Origin of the sequence: Methylicorpusculum oleiharenae (assembly GCF_009828925.2) — a bacterium.
Lineage (GTDB): Bacteria > Pseudomonadota > Gammaproteobacteria > Methylococcales > Methylomonadaceae > Methylicorpusculum > Methylicorpusculum oleiharenae.
This window is the reverse complement of the sequence record NZ_WUTY02000001.1, coordinates 1,368,552-1,388,144: the sequence shown is the minus strand read 5'-3', so window position 1 is coordinate 1,388,144 and position 19,593 is coordinate 1,368,552. Positions and strand designations below refer to the sequence as shown.

18 protein-coding genes are annotated in these 19,593 nt (G+C 48.0%); 9 read left to right on the top strand and 9 right to left on the bottom strand.

The window, feature by feature from the left end; genetic code table 11:
• The first annotated feature begins 209 nt into the window (after window positions 1–209).
• The 7 genes from GO003_RS06410 to GO003_RS06380 all read left to right on the top strand — a co-directional run bounded on the left by GO003_RS06410 (window position 210) and on the right by GO003_RS06380 (window position 8,738).
• On the top strand, window positions 210–899 hold the full coding sequence (locus GO003_RS06410) for an ABC transporter ATP-binding protein (RefSeq protein ID WP_159655468.1): 690 nt from the start codon (window positions 210–212) through the stop codon (window positions 897–899).
• Window positions 896–3,445: an FtsX-like permease family protein gene (locus GO003_RS06405; protein ID WP_159655470.1), complete on the top strand. Its 2,550-nt coding sequence runs from the start codon at window positions 896–898 to the stop codon at window positions 3,443–3,445. Before GO003_RS06410 ends, GO003_RS06405 begins: the two co-directional genes overlap by 4 nt.
• Window positions 3,442–4,614, top strand: coding sequence for a lipocalin-like domain-containing protein (locus tag GO003_RS06400; protein ID WP_159655472.1), 1,173 nt, complete (start codon window positions 3,442–3,444; stop codon window positions 4,612–4,614). Before GO003_RS06405 ends, GO003_RS06400 begins: the two co-directional genes overlap by 4 nt.
• Before the next feature lie 422 nt (window positions 4,615–5,036).
• Entirely contained in the window at window positions 5,037–5,618 is a 582-nt protein-coding gene (locus GO003_RS06395; protein ID WP_159655474.1) for a hypothetical protein, read from the top strand.
• A 131-nt stretch (window positions 5,619–5,749) separates the two neighbouring features.
• Window positions 5,750–6,298, top strand: a complete 549-nt coding sequence (locus tag GO003_RS06390) for a transposase (RefSeq protein ID WP_231088848.1) — start codon at window positions 5,750–5,752, stop codon at window positions 6,296–6,298.
• A 449-nt stretch (window positions 6,299–6,747) separates the two neighbouring features.
• Window positions 6,748–7,713, top strand: coding sequence for a calcium/sodium antiporter (locus GO003_RS06385; RefSeq protein WP_159655476.1), 966 nt, complete (start codon window positions 6,748–6,750; stop codon window positions 7,711–7,713).
• An 8-nt stretch (window positions 7,714–7,721) separates the two neighbouring features.
• Window positions 7,722–8,738 carry an FAD:protein FMN transferase gene (locus GO003_RS06380; RefSeq protein WP_231088847.1) on the top strand — a complete coding sequence of 339 codons (1,017 nt, stop codon included), beginning with the start codon at window positions 7,722–7,724 and terminating at the stop codon, window positions 8,736–8,738.
• Between the two features lie 114 nt (window positions 8,739–8,852).
• On the opposite strand, the gene GO003_RS06375 is transcribed toward GO003_RS06380, so the two are convergent.
• The 9 genes from GO003_RS06375 to GO003_RS06335 form a co-directional block, all read right to left on the bottom strand.
• Window positions 8,853–9,014, bottom strand: coding sequence for a hypothetical protein (locus GO003_RS06375; RefSeq protein ID WP_159655478.1), 162 nt, complete (start codon window positions 9,012–9,014; stop codon window positions 8,853–8,855).
• Window positions 9,011–11,131, bottom strand: coding sequence for a sodium:calcium symporter (locus tag GO003_RS06370; protein WP_159655480.1), 2,121 nt, complete (start codon window positions 11,129–11,131; stop codon window positions 9,011–9,013). The genes GO003_RS06375 and GO003_RS06370 overlap by 4 nt, the downstream gene beginning before the upstream one ends.
• A 708-nt stretch (window positions 11,132–11,839) precedes the next feature.
• Entirely contained in the window at window positions 11,840–12,061 is a 222-nt protein-coding gene (locus GO003_RS06365) for a hypothetical protein (protein ID WP_159655482.1), read from the bottom strand.
• Window positions 12,062–12,176: 115 nt separating this feature from the next.
• Entirely contained in the window at window positions 12,177–13,496 is a 1,320-nt protein-coding gene (locus GO003_RS06360) for a PepSY-associated TM helix domain-containing protein (RefSeq protein ID WP_159655484.1), read from the bottom strand.
• Window positions 13,497–13,548: 52 nt separating this feature from the next.
• Window positions 13,549–14,004, bottom strand: a complete 456-nt coding sequence (locus GO003_RS06355) for a CopD family protein (RefSeq protein WP_159655486.1) — start codon at window positions 14,002–14,004, stop codon at window positions 13,549–13,551.
• A gap of 141 nt (window positions 14,005–14,145) precedes the next feature.
• Window positions 14,146–15,192 (bottom strand): TIGR03790 family protein, encoded by a 1,047-nt coding sequence (locus tag GO003_RS06350; protein WP_159655488.1) that lies wholly within the window; start codon window positions 15,190–15,192, stop codon window positions 14,146–14,148.
• Window positions 15,189–15,371 (bottom strand): hypothetical protein, encoded by a 183-nt coding sequence (locus tag GO003_RS06345; RefSeq protein WP_159655490.1) that lies wholly within the window; start codon window positions 15,369–15,371, stop codon window positions 15,189–15,191. The genes GO003_RS06350 and GO003_RS06345 overlap by 4 nt, the downstream gene beginning before the upstream one ends.
• 153 nt (window positions 15,372–15,524) lie before the next feature.
• Window positions 15,525–17,969 carry a spermine/spermidine synthase domain-containing protein gene (locus tag GO003_RS06340; protein WP_159655492.1) on the bottom strand — a complete coding sequence of 815 codons (2,445 nt, stop codon included), beginning with the start codon at window positions 17,967–17,969 and terminating at the stop codon, window positions 15,525–15,527.
• A 3-nt stretch (window positions 17,970–17,972) separates the two neighbouring features.
• Window positions 17,973–18,734, bottom strand: coding sequence for a protein-L-isoaspartate(D-aspartate) O-methyltransferase (locus GO003_RS06335; protein ID WP_231088846.1), 762 nt, complete (start codon window positions 18,732–18,734; stop codon window positions 17,973–17,975).
• A gap of 221 nt (window positions 18,735–18,955) precedes the next feature.
• Here GO003_RS06335 and GO003_RS06330 point away from each other — a divergent pair, with 221 nt between their 5' ends.
• Both GO003_RS06330 and GO003_RS06325 read left to right on the top strand, forming a co-directional pair.
• Entirely contained in the window at window positions 18,956–19,117 is a 162-nt protein-coding gene (locus tag GO003_RS06330) for a hypothetical protein (protein ID WP_159655494.1), read from the top strand.
• Between the two features lie 176 nt (window positions 19,118–19,293).
• A complete protein-coding gene (locus tag GO003_RS06325; RefSeq protein WP_159655496.1) occupies window positions 19,294–19,467 on the top strand; it encodes a hypothetical protein in 174 nt (57 codons plus the stop codon).
• Window positions 19,468–19,593: the final 126 nt, after the last annotated feature.

The window sequence follows — 19,593 nt, the reverse complement described above, 5'->3', positions numbered from 1 at the left end:
TTTGCATTCTAATGTTTATCAAGGCGGCCGTCTTCTGTTTTGTCCCTCTGGATCTGATTTGCACAATCGCAGGTTCGATATAAATTAACCCCATCACTGATCAGGAAACAGGCGTAAAGTAACTTTTACCGATAATCGGCGTGAACTTGATATATAGCCTATTTGGGGCATATTCCGTTCCGTTTTCTCTCAACTCAACCCGTAAAACCATGGAAACAGCCATCTCACTCCAAGAAGTGACCAAAAGTTATTGGGAGTCAGGACTTGAACAAACGATTCTGGGTAATGTCTCGCTGAATATCCGTCAGGGCGAATTGATCGTGCTGCTGGGCAGAAGCGGCTCGGGAAAATCAACGTTGCTGAACCTGCTGAGCGGTATCGACCAGCCCAACAGTGGACGGGTCAACATCATGGGCACTGAATTGACCGCACTGCCGGAAAACGAACGCACATTGTTCAGGCGCAGGCATATCGGTTTTGTATTTCAGGCTTACAATCTGATTCCAACGCTGACCGTACTGGAAAACTTACTGCTGCCTTTGGAATTACTGCACCGCATTACCGATACTGATGTGGAAAAAGCCTTGAACCTGCTTGATAAACTCGACTTAAAGCCGCGTCAGGACAGTTATCCGGACCGTCTTTCGGGAGGCGAGCAGCAACGTATCGCAATAGCCCGGTCGCTGATCCATGAACCGGCCATCGTTTTAGCCGACGAACCCACGGGCAACCTGGATCTGGAAACCGGCAAGCAAGTCCTGGCGTTATTGGATACGCTGGTACGTCAAACCGGTAAAACCATGATCATGGCAACCCACAGTCAGGAAGTTATGGGGCTGGCCGATAGAGTCTTTACAATACGGGACAAAACGCTGGTTACCGTTGAAAAGAAATCATGAGCTCATTAATAAACCGCGCCAGCCGCAACTTTTTATTGAAACATCCCTGGCAACTGGCCTTGGCATTATTAGGCATTACACTGGGCGTTGCTGTCGTCATTGCTATCGATATCGCGCTGGAAAGCTCGCTGCAATCATTCACTCAGGCTGGACGCGCTATTTCAGGTACGGCAACGCACAGAATCATAGGCGGCGATGGCGGTCTTGATGAGCGTATTTATCGTCAACTCAAAATCGATAAGGGACTGCGCAAATTATCCCCGGCACTTCAATCAACCGTCATACTCAACCAATTTCCCGAGTCGCGCTTTACTTTACTGGGTATCGATCCGTTTGCTGAAAAAGGCCTTCAGGCTAGCTGGCAAACTGCATTGACCGAGGATCAATCGGCACTCGCCGGCCGCTTAATCACAGAACCGGATACCCTCTTGATCAGCGAGCATACCGCCCAAAAACTCGAATTGAAGGTTGATGACTGGCTGACAATCAGCACAGGCCAGGGTGAGCGGAAGATGCAAGTCATCGGTTTGATCGCACTCAGCGACTCGTTAAGCCGACACGCGCTGGATAACATGCTGATCACCGACATTGCCACCGCTCAGGAAGTCACCGGTTTATCCGGTAAACTGAGCTTCATTGATTGGGTGCTGGATGACAGTGATCACCAACCTTCCTTGATCGATGCTATCCGAGACAGCCTGCCGAATACCGCTGAGTTGATTGCCATGGAAACGCACAATCAGGCCATGCGGCAAATGACCGAAGCATTTTCCATCAATCTGAATGCATTGGGCTTGCTGTCGCTACTGGTGGGCATGTTTCTCATCTATAACACCATGACCTTTCTGGTGATTCAACGGTGGCGCTTGATAGGCAGTTTGCGTTTACTGGGCGTCAGTCGAAAACAGGTGTTTACAATGATTGTGCAGGAAGCCTTGTTATTGGCCCTGGCGGGCACCGGCACCGGTATTTTGCTGGGTATTATGTTAGCCCAAGGTCTCTTGCATCTGGTCTCGGCAACCGTGAACAGTATTTTTTTCAGGATTGAAGGCGGCGATTGGTTTGTCTCTTACTGGCAAATCGGCAAAGCCATAGGACTGGGTGTTGGTGCAACGCTATTGGCCGTCTTGCCGCCCGCTTTGGAAGCGACCCGATTGGCGCCTTCCACGGTGATTATTCGCTCGCAACTGGAATCGGGCATCAGACGCATCATCAAAATTGCGACCAGTTTAAGCGTGGTATTCATTTTTCTGGGCCTGGGCCTGGCCTATTTTTCCGAAACAAGCATCAGGCTAGGCTTGGCCTGCATCTTTATGCTGTTGTTCGGTTTTGCATTGATGACTCCCGGCATTACCTTGGTCATTATGAAAGGCGTCGAATGGCTAACGGGGCGCTTATTCGGTGTGCTGGGCAAACTGCCGCCCCGACTGGTGACGGCAGAGATAAGCCGGACCGGCATCGCCATTGCCGCCCTGATGATTGCCGTATCGGCAACTATTGGCATGGATTTGATGATTTCCAGTTTCCGTCAAACCGTATCGGACTGGCTAAAAATCAGCTTGCAGGCAGATTTATATGTGGCCTTGCCCGGGGAGAAACTGGCTGATAACAAAGCTGCGGTCGATCAGCTACTGAAAACGGCAATAGCTGAAATTCCGGGAGTATCCAAGCTCAGCAGTGTGCTGCACACGCGTATCAGAGGCGTGAACGGTTTGATTGATGCGTCTGTTTTCGAACTCAACGATCAAGCCCAACACGGCTTCCTTTTTACTCACCCGCCAAAAGCCGATATATGGCAGACCTTTGAACAACAAGGTGTTTTTATCACCGAACCTTACGCTTATCATCACGGGCTAAAACCCGGACAAGACCTGTTGCTGCACACCGCACAAGGTCAACAGGCCTTCAAAATACTGGCCATTTACAAGGATTACAGCGGCGACCGGGGGCATATTGCAATGAGCCGCACACTCTATTTACGCCACTGGCCTGATTTAGGCTTCACCGGCATCGGCATTTATGCCCAGCCGGATACCGATCTAAGCGCACTGGAACCGCAGATTGCAGGCTTGCTGAAGGGCGCTCAATCGGTTAGGTCCAACCGAGCTATTTATGAGGCATCGATGCAGGTCTTCGGGCAAACGTTTGCAGTCACCGAGGCGTTACGCTGGCTGGCGGCAGGAATTGCCTTTGTCGGCGTATTTGGCGCGCTGATGGCTTTGCAATACGAACGAACCCGGCAGCTGGGAATTCTCCGAGCGATTGGCGTAACGCCCAGACAATTATCGATCATGATCACGTCAGAAACCGGATTGATGGGACTGGTCGCCGGTGTTTTTTCGATTCCTGTTGGTTTTATCGTCGCCTATGTACTGATATTTGTGGTCTATCAACGCTCATTCGGCTGGACAATGGATTTTCATATGAATACGGCCTCACTGTTTCAAGGCTTGCTGCTGGCATTAATCGCAGCCTTGCTGGCCGGCATTCTGCCTTCCTTAAAAATGGCCAAAACCAGTCCGGCCATCGCCTTGCGTAACGAATGATGAAAAAGCCTGCCGTTTCAATCAGCATTTTGCTCATCAGCGCGTTGCTGGTGTTTGCAGGCGTTCGCTTTTTTCAGACGAATGAAAGATTAGCAATGCAAAGTCAGGATGCCGCAGCTAACGTATTGATGGCTGACGATAAAGGTTTTGCCAAAGCCTATTCTCCCAGACTGTTCGAATTTCCTGCCGACCATGGCGCTCATCCTGATTATCGGACCGAATGGTGGTATTTCACAGGCAATCTAAAAGATGCATCAGGGCGGCCGTTCGGCTATCAACTGACATTTTTCCGTTTTGCCTTGGCGGCAGAGACAACCGCCTCTGAATCGACCGAGCGCCTCATGTCAGAATCAGCCTGGCGGAACCGGCAGATGTATATGGCTCACTTCACTGTTACGGATATTCAAGGCAACACTTTTTATCATGACGAACGTTTCAGTCGTGCCGGACTGGATTTGGCAGGCGCTGAAGCTGAACCCTTTCGGGTTTGGCTTAACGATTGGTCGGCTGAAGGCAGCGGCCAAACTGTTTTCCCGCTCAAGCTGACTGCCAAAAACTCAACGGTGGCGATTGATTTACAACTGACGATGGACAAACCTTTAGTATTGCAAGGCAATCAAGGTCTTAGCCAGAAAAGTGAGCAAGCGGGCAATGCCTCTTATTATTATTCGTTTACTCGCCTAACGACGGCGGGTTCCATCCGCATAAACAATCAATCTTTTTCGGTATCCGGCGCCAGCTGGATGGACAGGGAATGGAGTACCAGTGCCCTGTCTGCAGAACAAGCCGGTTGGGACTGGTTTTCACTGCAATTGTCCGATCACAGTGAAATCATGTTTTACCGGCTTAGACGCAAGGATGGCAAGGCCGACACTTACAGTTCCGGCATCATCGTTGAAGCGGATAACTCCCAGCTTCGTCTCAACGCCGCCAGCGTCAATATTGACGTTTCCGAACAGTGGACAAGCCCGCATTCCCATAGCACTTACCCGGCCAAATGGCGGTTGACTATTCCGCAGCAGGGGATCAGTCTGGAAATCACACCCTTCCTCAACGATCAAGAGTTGAACGGGCGATACCGTTATTGGGAAGGCGCGGTCAAACTGACCGGAGAGAAAAACGGCCGTCCAGTTTCAGGACAAGGTTATGTTGAGTTAACCGGGTATTGATGGCGATTTATCTGCCGTGACCATTCAAAGAGCAAATAAGGTGATGCACCGTGAAGGTTGCGGCTGGCGATAGCGAACCCAACTTTGCAAGGCCATCGCGTTAATGGTTGGGTTGCGAAAAGCAGGCAACCCACACTGAAATTAATGTCTGCCCCTCCATTTAAGGCATGACTCATCCGTTGATCACGCTACTGCAGGAATAAACGGCTATATGCAAAATGAGGTTGGAATGAAGGCCAACAGTTTTATTATTGAAACGCGGTCTTTCAAGCTTTTTTTAAATGCGTGATCGCAAGACCTGACCCGTTGACCGTGGCTTCGTGGCTGTCACATTAATTTAATCTTAAGAGCGTAAGATGGTCATAAATTGGTGACCGATGGTTTAAGAGGTTTTCATGATTAAGGTGTGCAGCAGGGCTCGGGTGGCATTATGGCTTTTCTTGGGATTGTTAGCGATGCCACTGTCGGTGGCGGCAACGGTCTTTAATCCGATTGAGGATGTGAATTTTGAGTTAAACGGCGATACCGTTCTTAGCTATGACTTAGTTGTTGTGGCGGAGGGTGTAACGGTAAGTTTTACCGCTCCTGAAAATAGTCGAATCGAATTGGTGAGTAAGAGCGACATTTTAATCGAAGGAGTCATTAAAATGCCGGTTACATCTACTTTGACGCTAAATTCAAAGCGTGGAAATTTAGCGGTTACCGGGACTATATTTTCAGAAGGACTCTATTTGAAAGCCAAGGAAGGCAGTCTCGAATTCGAGTCCAAAAGTTTGATCACGCCTCGAGAGCCGATAGCGACAGAATCTGGACTCCTGCTTTCGAGCTTTTCGTGGTATTCAATTCAATATCATCCTGAGCCGGAATTCAGGTGGTCGAGTGGTTCTGTTAACAGTTGGGTTTCTTCTCCTGCTTCGAATGTTCCTCTTCCTTCTTCAGTTCTATTTTTTATAAGCGGCTTGTTGTCCGTGCTTGGAATAAAGACTCGATTTTTAGCAAAATAGGGCTTCGTTCGGTTATCAGCCTTTTTTAAAAGAGGAAATAGCAAGGAAATAGGGTCAGGTCTTGTAATATAGCAAAAATCGTCTGTGCTGTGATTTATGGCGAGACCACTTAGATTAGCGGGTTGTATCATGTGACTTCGCGGGGTAATGCGAGGAATGAAATATACCTTGACGATGAAGACCGAGTTAACTGGCTCGAATTGTTTAACGACGTTTGTTCGCGGTTTAACTGGGTTTGTCATGCGTATTGTTTGATGAGTATTCATTACCATGTTGTCGTGGAAACGATAGAGGGCAATTTATCCAAGGGCATGCGCCAGTTGAATGGCGTTTACACGCAAACATTCAATCGGCGACATAGAAGAGTCGGTCATGTATTTCAAGGACGTTATAAAGCCCTTTTGGTGAAAAAGGACAGTCATTTGCTTGAACTTGCTCGTTATGTGGTGTTGAATCCGGTCAGAGCGCAGAGGGTCAAAGAGTCAGCGGAGTGGCCTTGGAGCAGTTATCAAGCCACAATCAGTCAAGCATTGCCGTTAAGATGCTTGCAGGTTCATTGGTTATTGAGCCAATTGGGTTCGAATCGAGGGAAGCGATTACTCGGTATCAGGATTTTGTTAGAAAGTAATGGGGGCAGTTCTTTCAATCAAGCATGTAGGGCTAATTTGAAAGGCGGTTAATCATTCAATTACTGTCTCTCAAAATTATAGACAGCAGTCCGGTTTTGGCCGATAACGAGCATTCGCAGCCCAACCAACTTTTGCACATAACAAGTTGTTGCGCTTATCCACGATCCAACCAGGTTTTGCACAAAATAGCGCGATTAAAAAACATCAACCGTTCTGATCTCCAACCCTAGAATGCAAATAGCCGAATAAACCTCTACTTACACCCCTCGCCGTTTCAAGTCCTGACTTGCCCGGCACTGTCTTTCACCGTACTATGTGCGCCTTCACGAGCTCAATTCTGCATTCACGCCCAATCAGTGAATTCGTATCTACAACGTACAGATTTTTTAAGTCTTATACCGGGGCTGGATTATAAAAAACCAAAAACACACTGACCGCACCCGGTTGATCGGGCTTCATCGTTAAGCCGCATTATTTTTTTACATTTTTACGGAGAGTTTATGGCTTTGTCCATCGTTATGATTGTCTTGGGACTCGCTTTGCTGGTCTGGAGTGCTGACCGTTTTGTGGAGGGCGCGGCGTCCGTTGCCCGGCATTTAGGCATGCCGCCCTTGTTGATAGGCATGGTCATCGTCGGTTTTGGCACTTCTGCACCCGAAATGACGGTTTCCGCACTTGCCGCAATACAAGGCAACCCCGGCCTGGCTTTAGGTAACGGGTATGGTTCCAACATCGCGAATATTGCCATGATTCTGGGCATAACGGCACTGATCAGCCCGATTACGGTTCACTCTCAAATCATCAAAAAAGAACTGCCGATTCTTGCTGTCGTTACCCTGTTTGCATTATTTCAAATTTACGATGGCGAACTTAGCCGAATCGACGCAATCGGCTTGCTCGCTGTCTTTTTGCTCATTGTTGGCTGGTCGATTTACCAAGGCATAAAAAACCGCAGCGATGCCCTGGCTCAAGATGTTGACGCAGAACTTATCGAGCACCCCATGCCTTTCAAAAAGGGCATCATCTGGGTAGTCGTCGGCCTGGTTTTGCTGATTGTCAGCTCAAGAATGCTGGTCTGGGGCGCGGTTAATATTGCGCACAGTCTGGGTGTCAGCGACCTGATTATCGGTTTGACTATCGTTGCGGTCGGCACCTCGTTACCCGAACTGGCCTCTTCAATTATTGCCGCGCGTAAAGGCGAAGACGATATCGCAATAGGCAATATCATTGGCTCGAATCTCTTTAATACAACGGCTGTGATCGGTATTGCCGGTGCTATTCAACCCATGTCAATTCCTTCTGAAATTCTGACCCGCGATTGGCCTGTGATGGCTTTACTGACGCTGGCCATCTTTATCCTGGGCTATTCCAGAGATGGCAAAGGCAGCATCAACCGGATAGAAGGCGGCGTTCTGTTATCGATATTTTTGGCTTATACCGGTTTTCTGGCCATCTCGGCCTTGTGAGGTATACATTGAAAACGCTCACCCCCCTCTTTGTCAGTTTGTTTTTAATACTCACGGCCTGTTCGGGACCGTCCATCCAAAAGCTCCAGGGTATGACTCAAGGCACCAGCTATCACATCAGTTACTGGTCCGAGTCACCTGTTGATGCTGCCGCAATAAAAAAGGCGGTTGAAGCAGAACTGGCGCGTATCGATCAGCTGTTATCCAACTACCGCGATGATTCTGTCATTGAACATTTCAATAGAAATCCTACGACAGAAGCTCAGGAAACAGACAGCGAAATTATCGACTTGATCCGCGTCGCTCAGTCGGTTAATAAAGAAAGCCAGGGTTGTTACGATTTAACGATCAAGCCTTTTTTTGAACTGTGGGGATTTAGAGAAGACGTATTGGCAATTCCCACGGATGAACAAATTCAGCTCACATTGGCGCGCTCGGGTCTGGATAAACTGAAAGTCATCGATGATACCCATTTGCAAAAACTGCATCCGGAATTGACCGTTGATGTTTCGTCCATTGCTCAAGGCTACACCGTCGAAACCGTCAGCCAAATTTTCGAAGCGCAAGGCATAAAACACTATCTGGTCGAAATCGGCGGCGAATTAAAAACCAATGGTCACAAGCCGGATCAACAGGCTTGGCGAATTGCTGTTGAAAGACCGGTGCCCGGCAAACAGACCGTGCAGAAAATCATCACCACACCCAAGGATTTACCTACGGCCATCATGACATCCGGCACCTACCGCCATTATTTCGATGCCGGCGGAAAGCGCTACAGCCATATTCTGGATGGCCGCACAGGACGCCCGGTGACTCACGATCTGGTCTCTGTAACGGTAATACACCCTAACCCGACGATTGCAGACGCCTGGTCTACCGCTTTGTTGTGTATGGGACAAGAAGAAGGCTTGAAAGCTGCTAATGAACAAAAACTTTCCGCTTTGTTCATTGAACAAAAAGACGACAAATTAATTGAATCCCAGAGCCAATTTCTGGATGCTTCCATTTTCTCAACACCCAAGTAAAGTGGCTCGTAGCCTGGATGAAGCGCAGCGAAATCCGGGTTGAAAGCCGAAATATCAGTCAGTGCTTGGGACTCACATCAAAAATAGCCCAAGTGCCCTGATCTTGGATCCTTCTTAATCAAGAGGCGGATCCTTATCCTGCGTATCAATGTTCAACGGGGCATGTTCTTTAAGTGCACTCTGGGGATTGGTCAAGACTCTGAAAAAACAGAATATCATCAATACCGCCACTAAAAGATAGCTGCCTATCATCACAATCAAACCGGATAACGTCATACCTCCTCCTGTTCATGAATACCCTTCCTGCGCCAATTTTCTCCTGCCAATGACACCATCAACACCAAAAAAATCAGACTGATCACCAAATATAAAACAATCAGTAATACTTCAGGCTGAGACCGAACCGCCTCGATTTTTGCCGGAAGCGACTGGACCAGCCAACTGCCCAAAATAACTAATAAAAAGGCCGGGGTAATGTATTTGAAAACAAAACGAAAAGCTCTGGGTATCAATAAATCGGACCCTCTGTTGGCTTCGTCTATCCCTTTATCAACCCCCAAAACCCAGGAAAAGACAATCACTTCTATCGTCGCTAACAGAAATATACCAACAGTTCCTATCCAGTCATCCATTGTCGACAATGCAACCGCATTTCCCGAGAAATAAACGACCAGCAAAGCGCCGCTGAGCGTCATTAAACCTAATGCGGCAACACTGCCGCGTCGTTTCAGGCCAAAGCCTTCCTCAAGAAAAGCAATCGCCGGTTGCAGCATGCTTAATGAACTGGTGATGGCCGCTAAAAATAAAAGCGTGAACCATAAAGCGCCGTACCAGCGACCATCCGGCATACCGGCAAATACGGTAGGTAAGGTGTTAAACCCTAGGCCAAACGTCGAACCGGCGACCGCTTCCATGGTCAATGCGGTTCCGAGAAAAATAAAGGTCGCAGGAATTGCGACCAATCCGCCTAGACAGACTTCACAAAACTCATTGGTCACTGAAGCAGTTAAACCGGACAGTACGACATCGTCATCTCTTTTAAGATAACTGGCATACGTCAAAATAACGCCGAATCCTACCGATAACGAGAAAAAAATTTGTCCTGCCGCTGCCAGCCAGACGGCTGGATCCTTGAGTTTTTCAAAATCGGGATTCCACATGTAACCCAAGCCATTGCTTACGTTTCTTGGAAGCTCAGCCACTTCAAGAGCGGCTGAACGCAAAACCAGCGCATTAAAATTACCGAAGCTCTCAGCACCGTTGACCGAAGCTAACATAGCCGCTAACTGATCTGCTGGTTGTAGAGAAAGTTTTGAAAAATAGACTAACCGTTGCGTGTGAATCTTTTCTTGCTGTTCAGCTGAATTGTTTTTATCCGCTTGAAGCGCTTCTTTCTCTAAGGCTCTTAATGCCAATTTAGCCTCTTGATCCAACGCGTCTTTTGCCTTTTCCAGCCAGACTCTGTAAGCATTACCTTTTTGTGCTGACCTGATTTCAGCCATCGCCAAAGCGTAAGCCGCCTCTGTTTTGGCAAAACCTGCAGGCGGAACCAGCACGTTTTCCTGAGCAATACGAGTATCGGCAGATTTCAACTGATGATCGAGATAAGTGGCGATGGTATGTTCAACCTGCTCTTTCAATTCTGCCGGTAGTGTTTGTGGATTCAAGGCCAATTTTTGTAGGGCTTGCCACTGATTTTGACTGATCACTGCCGGTAAAACCGTCTGCCAAGGCTTGGGTACCGGCTGTTCAGGCAGCGTTAAAACCCGGAATGCAACCACTACGGCAGCAACAATCAACAGCGGAATCGCATATTTACAAAAGGTTTCAATACCGCGCGTCAAACCCCGGTAGATGAAATAGAAATTAATCAGAAAGGTAATGCAAAAAAACCAGAACACCGGTTTTATGCCGTCTTTAAATACGCTGCCATCCGCCTCCATACCGGTAAATTGATTGAAAAATGCACCGTAAACGGCCGGATTCCTACCCAGATCAAGGTCACCGTTCAGGTAGTACCAGGCATACGCCAGACACCAGGACTCGATGTACACATAATACATGTAGATAACGATGGGTATCAGCAAGCCTAACGCACCAAAGTATTTACTGAGCGGATGACGCCATAAAACTGAAAAGATGCCCGGCACCGAATTAAAGCCATGCCTTCCGCCATAACGCCCCATCGTCCATTCTGCCCAGCAAATCGGAATGCCGACCAGAATGAAGCAGATAAAGTAAGGCACCATGAATGCACCGCCGCCGTTCGCAGCCACCTGCCCCGGAAAGCGCAAAAAATTGCCCAATCCCACAGCCGAACCGGCGACCGCTAAAATCACTCCAAAACGCGAGCCCCAGGCTTCACCCCGGTTACAGTTGTCATTGGCGCTCATATAGACTCAAGCCTCACGTTCAATAATCTTAAAAATTTACCTGATTAAAAAGCTGTTTCAGCTCTAACTCTTTATCCGTTGTCGACCGCGTCATTTCTGCAGAGCCTGCCCCGGCCAGAGAATGCCGGGGGATTGGCGAAATCCAGACCCCTTGGATAGGCTAGCAGCTTGCCATCCATGGCACTGGTAGCCCGTTTCCGAACGGGCATGACGGGCTTATGGATTTAGCTGAAACAGCTTGCTAATCAGGAAAAATTATTTGATCCCCAAAAACACTCAACGCACGAAAATATTCAACGAGACACAAAAGACTGCCGCTGCACACTACTGCATATTGCATTTTATCTTTCATGCTTTCCGAAGACTAACTGCGAATTTCAGGATAATCGTTTTAGATAAAAGCCTATCATTTTTGCTGGAAATACACCAACAGGCAGCCATAGCTATTTGCTGATGAATCAGCCATTTGAAAAGGTATTGAGTGAATATTTCAGTGTGATAAAGTCAGATTCTGGCTTAGCATTATCTTTAGCCGAATAAGAGCCACTGGAATGAGTGGCAGACCGTACGTGCATTACAACGACTTAGCATGTACGGTCCGCTCCCTGAGAAATTCTGGCGCATCAAGAAAAATGAGGCAGTCCGGAACAATCTGCCTTGATTGTCAACTAGTAAAAAAATAACAGCGGGGGATGGCAAAACGAACCATCAGAGTGGCAATGTGATTCTTCCGCCTACAAAGCTGCGAACAAAGTCTTTAATAAAATCCTTGTCAGAGCGGTGTTGCTTTGTATAGCGGGTGAATAACTGAGCGGCATCATAGGCGCTCAAAAACGCGAAAGCGCCGTAGCCTCTTGATGAAAGAAATTGCTGGCACAATAATTCTGTAAAATCGGCTTGTGTGGCGGTTGCGGATGACATTTGCAGCATGGGGGTTCTCCTTTAAAAAACAAAGGTTACCGTATCATTTTCAAAAATAATTACCGTGAAAAACCTGGCAAATTTGGAATGAGCCTTTAATCAACTATTCACCAGGCAAAAAAGACTAGCGACGCAGACACTCAGCCCAGACCAAACTTATCTTGCGTGAAAAAGCTGTCAACGCCTTTAATACAATCGGGGTGGCGTAACGAATGAACTCACCCAACAAACGCCAGAGCATCAACATAACGCGTTGCAACTTGACTATTATTGTCAATGCGTGGGTTTTGAATTTCGAGAAATTCAGCGCTTGATCGCGCATCCAGCCATGACGATGTAACCAGCGCATAACGCCGCTGACATACAATAGAAAAAGGCTGATTCCGGCAAGAAACCAGATGAAGCGACCGGAGGTGCCTAATGCTTCGCCGGTATGCAACGGCCACATCCAGGCCATCAGCTTTTCACCCGTAGAAAACTTGGCCGGATCGCGTACTTCCTTGATATGGCCGCTCCAACGATCTATCCATACCATCGTAAAAGGGTGTTTTTGGTTAATTTCACTGTTCTGCCGAAGATTAACCTGAAAGGTTCCGTCAACACCGGAAGGCGTTGTAATTCGTCTTAATTCTGCTTTTGGAAACGGGGCTTTCGCGATGAATGCCGCTTCCGACAATCTTACCGGACGATTATTCGGCACAGCCGTACTCAGAATCAAAGGACCGTTACCGCCATGACTCATCCCTGTCGATCCGGTAAATGATTCCAGTATTTGCGGAAAACTCAAATTTAATCCGGTCAATGCCAGACTCAACAATGCCAGGGCACTCAATAGCCCTATCAATCGATGCGCATCAAACGCAAATTTGATCAGACTTTTCTGTTGAACTGAAAAAATCGCAAACAGCTGTTTTCTTGCAGGCCACCACAGATAAAGACCGGACAAAACGGATAAGATCATTAACAGACCCACCCCACCCACAATCTGCCAGCCTAATGCATCCCATGCCAACTGTTTATGCAAATCAAGTAGCCAGGTCATGGCGGTTTGCCCCCAAAGGCGGCTTGCCACCACTTCGGCCGTGTAAGGATTGATAGACACCATTAACGGCGCATAAATCTGCCCCGTTGTTTCATAGGGTTTTTCAAACCAGGCCGTCACGGTGTCATGCGAAGCATCCGGCATTTCAAGCGTCCAGGCACCGTGACGGTCCGGATGCGCTTTTTTGACGGCGTCCAGTAATTTATCCAGCGATTGATAATTGTCCTGCGAATGCCCAATTGCGAGCGCCGGATTGAACAGCGTATCCAGCGTATCCCGGTACAAAGACACACTGCCCGTGAGGCCGATGATCGCCATCAACAAGCCTGCGCTCAACGCCAAATAGCGGTGCAGCACTAGCCATCTGGCTCGAAAGGTAGCCTGGTATTTTATCAGCTGCATTGTCTTGCTTTACTTGATTCTTAAAGACGTATCATGAATTTCAAATCAACCCTTACCAATAGCGTCCCATAGAGGCAATCACAACAACCAGCAAACCCAGGCACAGGTTAATGCCAATCAGCATTCGGATCTGGCCCAGCTTAGCGCCACCCATCGCCCAGTCAGCCGTCTCAACAGCCTGTTTCAGGCGTTTGAAGGGCGCAAAATAGATGTGTCCGAAGATAAGCATCATGATGATGCCCAGCATTAACATTGTATGCACATGCATACCGGCTGATCCCATCCCGCCCAGCACTGAAAAAGTAATCCACAGTCCGGTCAATAAAAGAATGATGATCGAACCCCACACATAGGGAAAGAAACGTTCGAAGACTTGCGCCCACAAGGTCAAGCGCATGGGCGCCTCTAACAACTGGGCTGCAACGGGGCGCAACGCCATATAGGCGAAAAACATACCGCCCACCCAGATAACTGAGGCAAGAAGATGCAAAGTAATAGCTAAAGACATGTAAAACTCCGGAACATTGTTATAAATGAGCCTGCATTATAACGAAGGGCCTCCATCTTAGCGATGTTGAGCCTTGCTAAACAGTAATTCTCACTTTGAATTTTGCGGCTTTTAGGATTGGCGTAAGCCTTGCCATGAACATTATTTGGATGGATAAGCAAAAGGCCGGGCCAAAGGTTCTCCGACAAACACGCCCTGCCCCGGCATGCCGACACTCTTCCAGTAAGCTTCAATCAACGAACTGCCGCGCAGATAATTGGCCATCAGCACGCCCGGATGCGGAAATTTGGGCGGGAAATTACAGGGCTCGACCACCGCACCGTAACTGGCTGTTGCGCCTGCTTTTAACCAGTCCAGGATGTTCATCTGTTTGCTTCCGGAAAGAACGCCGCCTGCAGACGTCAGATGATCGGCAATCGCCCCAGGCGGATAACGGTTTTCATTGATGTAGGGCACTTGAGTCAATCCGGTAAAATAAAACATGACATCGTCCTGCCCTTTGATAAATTCCTTTTCCATATAAAAAACCGGCCATACCCCTTTAAACCCTTCCGCAATCTTGGGAAAAAAGACAGCGCGGGAACTGCGGGCTTTATCAGCCGTTTTCAACAAATAGGCCGACCCTTTAGGCTGGGAAAAGTCTGCAGCAATACCCCGGTCTATCAGCGCTTTGACATCCTTAACACTGTTTCCGGCCAGCATCATGGCGGGTCTCAAGTTATAATCTCGAAACGGTAGAGAACTGATCGAGTTGAAATAGGGATTTTTGCGCGTTAACTCACACCCTTCCGCACAAAATGCCTCGTCAAAACCCATCGCAAAAGCGGTGGTTATCGACATGCAATCGACCCGGTAAGGCTGCATCCAGGTCAGAACAAAGGCCTGAACATGTGCCGGCGTCTTTTCGTCCACCCGCTTTTTTTGCACGGCAAATTCCAGCCGGCTAAGCACCTTGGTCTTTGGATTAAACCGGATGTGAATCACCTGATCTGCCGGAACGCCGCGGCGCCGCTGGTAATAATCTGCAATTTGACCGCTCATTGGATCGGCATCATTGACGATAATCGCAATATCTTTTGCCGTTAAAGCAGATAGCGGCGCCAACATTGGATTAAGCGGCACCGCATTGACTGAAAGACTCAGGCAGGCTATCAGCAGCCCGCCAAAGAACATGATTATTTTATTCATTTAAAAAGCGCTCCGGTGTTAACGGTCGCAACAAGCTGCCAACCGAAAGATAATGCTGAGATAACGATTATAGCCATTACCTTAACTATCTCCTGAATATAAAGCTGCTTCAGCAATACCGCAATTCCTGCAGGAATTGCCGGAATCAAGTGCACAAGGAGGTTTTGTTCGCTTGTCATCCCTAACTCCTGGGGGATGCATGCTTTTCGCAACCCAACAATTAATGCCATAGCCTTGAAATGTTGGGTTGGCTATCGCCAACCGCAACCTACATGTTGTTCTGCACGATGGAAACTGAAAGCAACAGTTTTTGGGTAGGGTTGCAGAAATATTCAGCCCGCGCTGTCCGAACTTGGAAAACTGAACGCGGCCAGTCCGTAAAGACCCAATGCCATAAAGACCAGCACGGAAAAACCGAATTGCATCGCAATCAGCGTCGCCAGAATCGCGCTGATTACGGAGGCACAGCCATTCACACCCCAGGCCCAAGGGATCAATTCCGGCGAGGTCCGGCTCAGGCTCGCTATGCCCATAGGAAAAGGCATGCCCATACAAAATCCAAGCGGGGCGATCAATCCTGCACAACTGATAATTTTAGTGAGATCGCTCATTTGCAATAGAAAATTGATGATTTCTTCAAAACCCAAAATATAGAGCGTACTCAACAGCGAAATAGCGGCCACCGGCCGGATAATCATCGATTTATCGTTACCCTCAGACAGCTTTTTTGAATAGTGACTGCCGATTCCTGCACTGAGTAAAAACGTACTGACCACCCCAGTAATCGCATAAAGCGGATGATGCATGATCAAGATAAATTTCTGAATAAACGCAATTTCGATAAGTAAAAACGCCAGGCCTAAGCATGAAAAATACAACAAAATGCGTAAATGCTGGCGTGAACCGGCGGCAATACCCAGCTTTCGTTTCCACAAACCAAGCGGCACAACAATTAATAACACACTGGCAATACCGGCCTGCACCAGGCCGATCAGCAAAAGCAAATAGCCGCTTTCCAGTAATGAAATACCGCCTTGGCCCAATAAAGATAAAATTTCAGGCAGTGTCCGCCATTTAAAAAAATGGAAAAAATACGGGCGATCGTCCGTTGAAGGTTCAATATTGAATTTGTAGTCGGCGATGAAATTCTCACCCTGCTCACCCAGCAGTGCCGTTGCAGCTTGGTAATAATAGGGTTCCTGCATTATATTGAACCGGTTGATATCCGCCTCGTTAATCCCCGGATAATAATCGGTATCGAAACTGCGCTCTTCGCAAAAACGTTTTAACGCGGCAATTTCAGCGCCGGAAAAAGCTCCGTTTTTAACCAGTAACGTGCCCGTTTGCCAACTGCGGATCAACACGACAGTGAGTTCCGGATTGTTTACCTTTGCATTGTCTAGCACCTTCTTGACAGTTGCGATCAGTTTAGGCAAATCCCGTGGCGGCACTTTTATCCATCGCGTTAAACTGAGATATCCGCCCGGTTTTAAATGCCGCAAATACTCAGCTATCGCCTGCTCCGTATAAAGATACGTTTCTGACAGCGCATAAAGCCCGGCCGCAGAAGCGCCAAACCCATCCAGCAAGGAAATCGCGATCAAATCAAACTGCTCTTTGGACGTCGCGACAAAACCCCGTGCTTCGGCAATATGAACAGTGACATGAGCGGGATCATAAAGTTGACCGGCAAAACCGGCATATTTTTCTTTCACCAGATCAACTGTTTGCGGGTTCAGCTCGACCGCATCAATATGCGCAATCTCGTGGTAACGCGCCTGTAACACATCGCTACCGGTTCCCGCACCCAAAATCAGTACACTGCGCAGTTTTTGTAAATGGTAAGGCAAGGCCGACGTGGTCTGATCCAGATAACGTATTGTTTCAGGATTGCCGTCATACTGCGTGATGGCCGACATAGCGTCGGCATCGGTAAATACACCAAGCTGTGGCGGAGGCTCTGTATCTGCATTCAGACTGAGTCCCGGCGCATGCCGCAAAGGCATTTGCGAACTCTCGACCACGCTGAGTAAACCCAAGGGGCTGGAATGCTGCTCAACAATACGCGTTCCGGGTATTCTCAACAGTTGACTCAAGTCTTTATAAGGCGAGATAGTCAACGGCATGCCGCTTAACAGCCCGAATGAGCTGATCGCGACCAGCATGAACAGCGTCAACCGGAGACTGGTTTTACCAAACGCGCCACGAAAAGCAAACGCCATGACCAGCATCGCTGCGGCCAGCCCTGAACCGGCCAATACGAATAATATTTTACCCGGCAGCAGTACGAACAATCCAATGATGATACCCAGACTGCCGATACCCGCTCCGCAAAGATCGGCTGCATAGATTAATGACGCATCCTGTCGATACTGATAAAAAGTCAGTCCGATAACATTTGCGGCGAAAAAAAATGGCAGCGCCAGCAACACATAGATCGCGCACATAAACCAGAACTGCTGAATTGACCAGAGAATCTGTACCGAGTTGAATGGAATTTGCTGTGCGATCCAAAAACAACCGGGCACCGAGAGGGCGAACAAAACCAGATTCGCATAAATTGCCCGCGGATAAACAGCTTTCAGCCGCTCCCTGTTAAAGGCCAGAAATACCCCGCTGACACCGTAACCTAATAACGCCAGACTGATAATCAAATAAGCAAAATGATGCCATTGGATAATCGAAAACAACCGTATCAACAACACTTCATAAGCCAACGAACAGGCTGAGGTGATAAAAATAGCCAGCAACAATGAATAAGCCGGTTTCGCTGTCATTGCTTAATGTTGCCCGGTTAACGGCACGAATGAAACAGGCAATATTTGTCGGGTTGTCACTCTATTATCGTCATCTTTCGTGACCAAAACCAAATGCTGAACGGTAAAACGGCTGCCGACCGGAATGATCATTCGTCCTCCCGGCTTTAATTGCTTGACCAACGGCGGCGGTATATGACTGGCTGAAGCGGTCACGATGATCGCATCGAAAGGCGCCGCGGCCTCCCAGCCGTAATATCCGTCTCCCACCCGGGTCTGAACTGTCTCGTACCCCAAGCTTTTTAGAAGTCCGGCCGCTTTGTGGCCTAACGCTTCGATGATCTCAATGCTGTAGACATTTCCAGCCACTTCGGCAAGCACAGCCGCCTGATATGCAGAACCGGTTCCGATTTCCAGTACGCGGCTATTCTTGGTCAGACCCAGCAAATCCGTCATAATCGCAACGATATAAGGCTGAGAAATCGTCTGCCCTTGGCCTATCGGCAAAGGTTTGTTCTGATACGCAAAAGCTCTTAAATCCTCCGGCACAAACTCATGTCGAGGCACTTTGCGCAGAGCCTTCATAACGGGTTCGTCCAGTGCGTCTTTACCCAGAAACTGGCTGGTTAATCTGACATCCGCCTCGATCAAGTCGACCAGGCGTTGACGCTGCTTCATATAATCCGCTTCTTCGGCCATTACCGGCCGCATCAGGCAGGCCAGTAACAAGCCCTCCATTATTAAAACAGACAATAGACCGGTCAAAAAATGATTACTGATTTTCATGCTTTTCATCCTCCGGATTTTAGTAACTTCTGCCTTAACTATTTTCAGCAGAGCAACAAAACAAAGGTGATGCACCGTTAGGTGGCGGTTGGTGATAGCCAGCCCAACATTTCAAAGCCATGGCGTTAATTGTTGGGCTGGGAAAAGCGGCAACCCAATCTGAAAATAATCTGCTGTCTTGAACAGACGTCACTTGGATGAGTCATAGGGCACTTGTGATCATGATACAAAAATCTGAAGGGCACAACAAAATCCTTTCAGCCATTTCATACTCAGAAACATTTTTTGCACCCCACGCCGAGATATTGCCTTCGATGGCGCTCAATCAACTCAATATTTTAGAAAATGTTCCTTTACAAAACGGTCTTGCAACCGATCAATAACCCTTTATGTAAGCCCCATGGCCGAAATTATCGAGGCCATAGGGCTTCTCATACCCTTTTGAAAATCTTATAGACAGTCATAAAACAGATCGGCTGATTTAATCGGCGATTCCTTAAAGGAAAAAAGCTTCGCAAACTCAACTAGCACTCGGAAATCATTATTCTTGTAAAAAATCATGACAGGGCTAACAGAATTTATCGTTTTCATAATGATTGTGATCGAAATCTTCCTTGATGATGACATCCAGTTCGCCGCTGACTTACACGGCGTCGATCGCCCAGGCAGTTTGAAAAACGGAGAGACACAGAAAAGCGAGCATGAACGCGGCAAGTATGGATATTCCGTTTAGTTATTTAGAATGACTCATGACAACTACCTCAACAGAGATCGATGTTGGATACACGGAGCTCTTTAACACCAGTGAACGAAGGCCTCAGACCTGTCTAATGACCGGCTCAAAGACTCGCCTCTCATC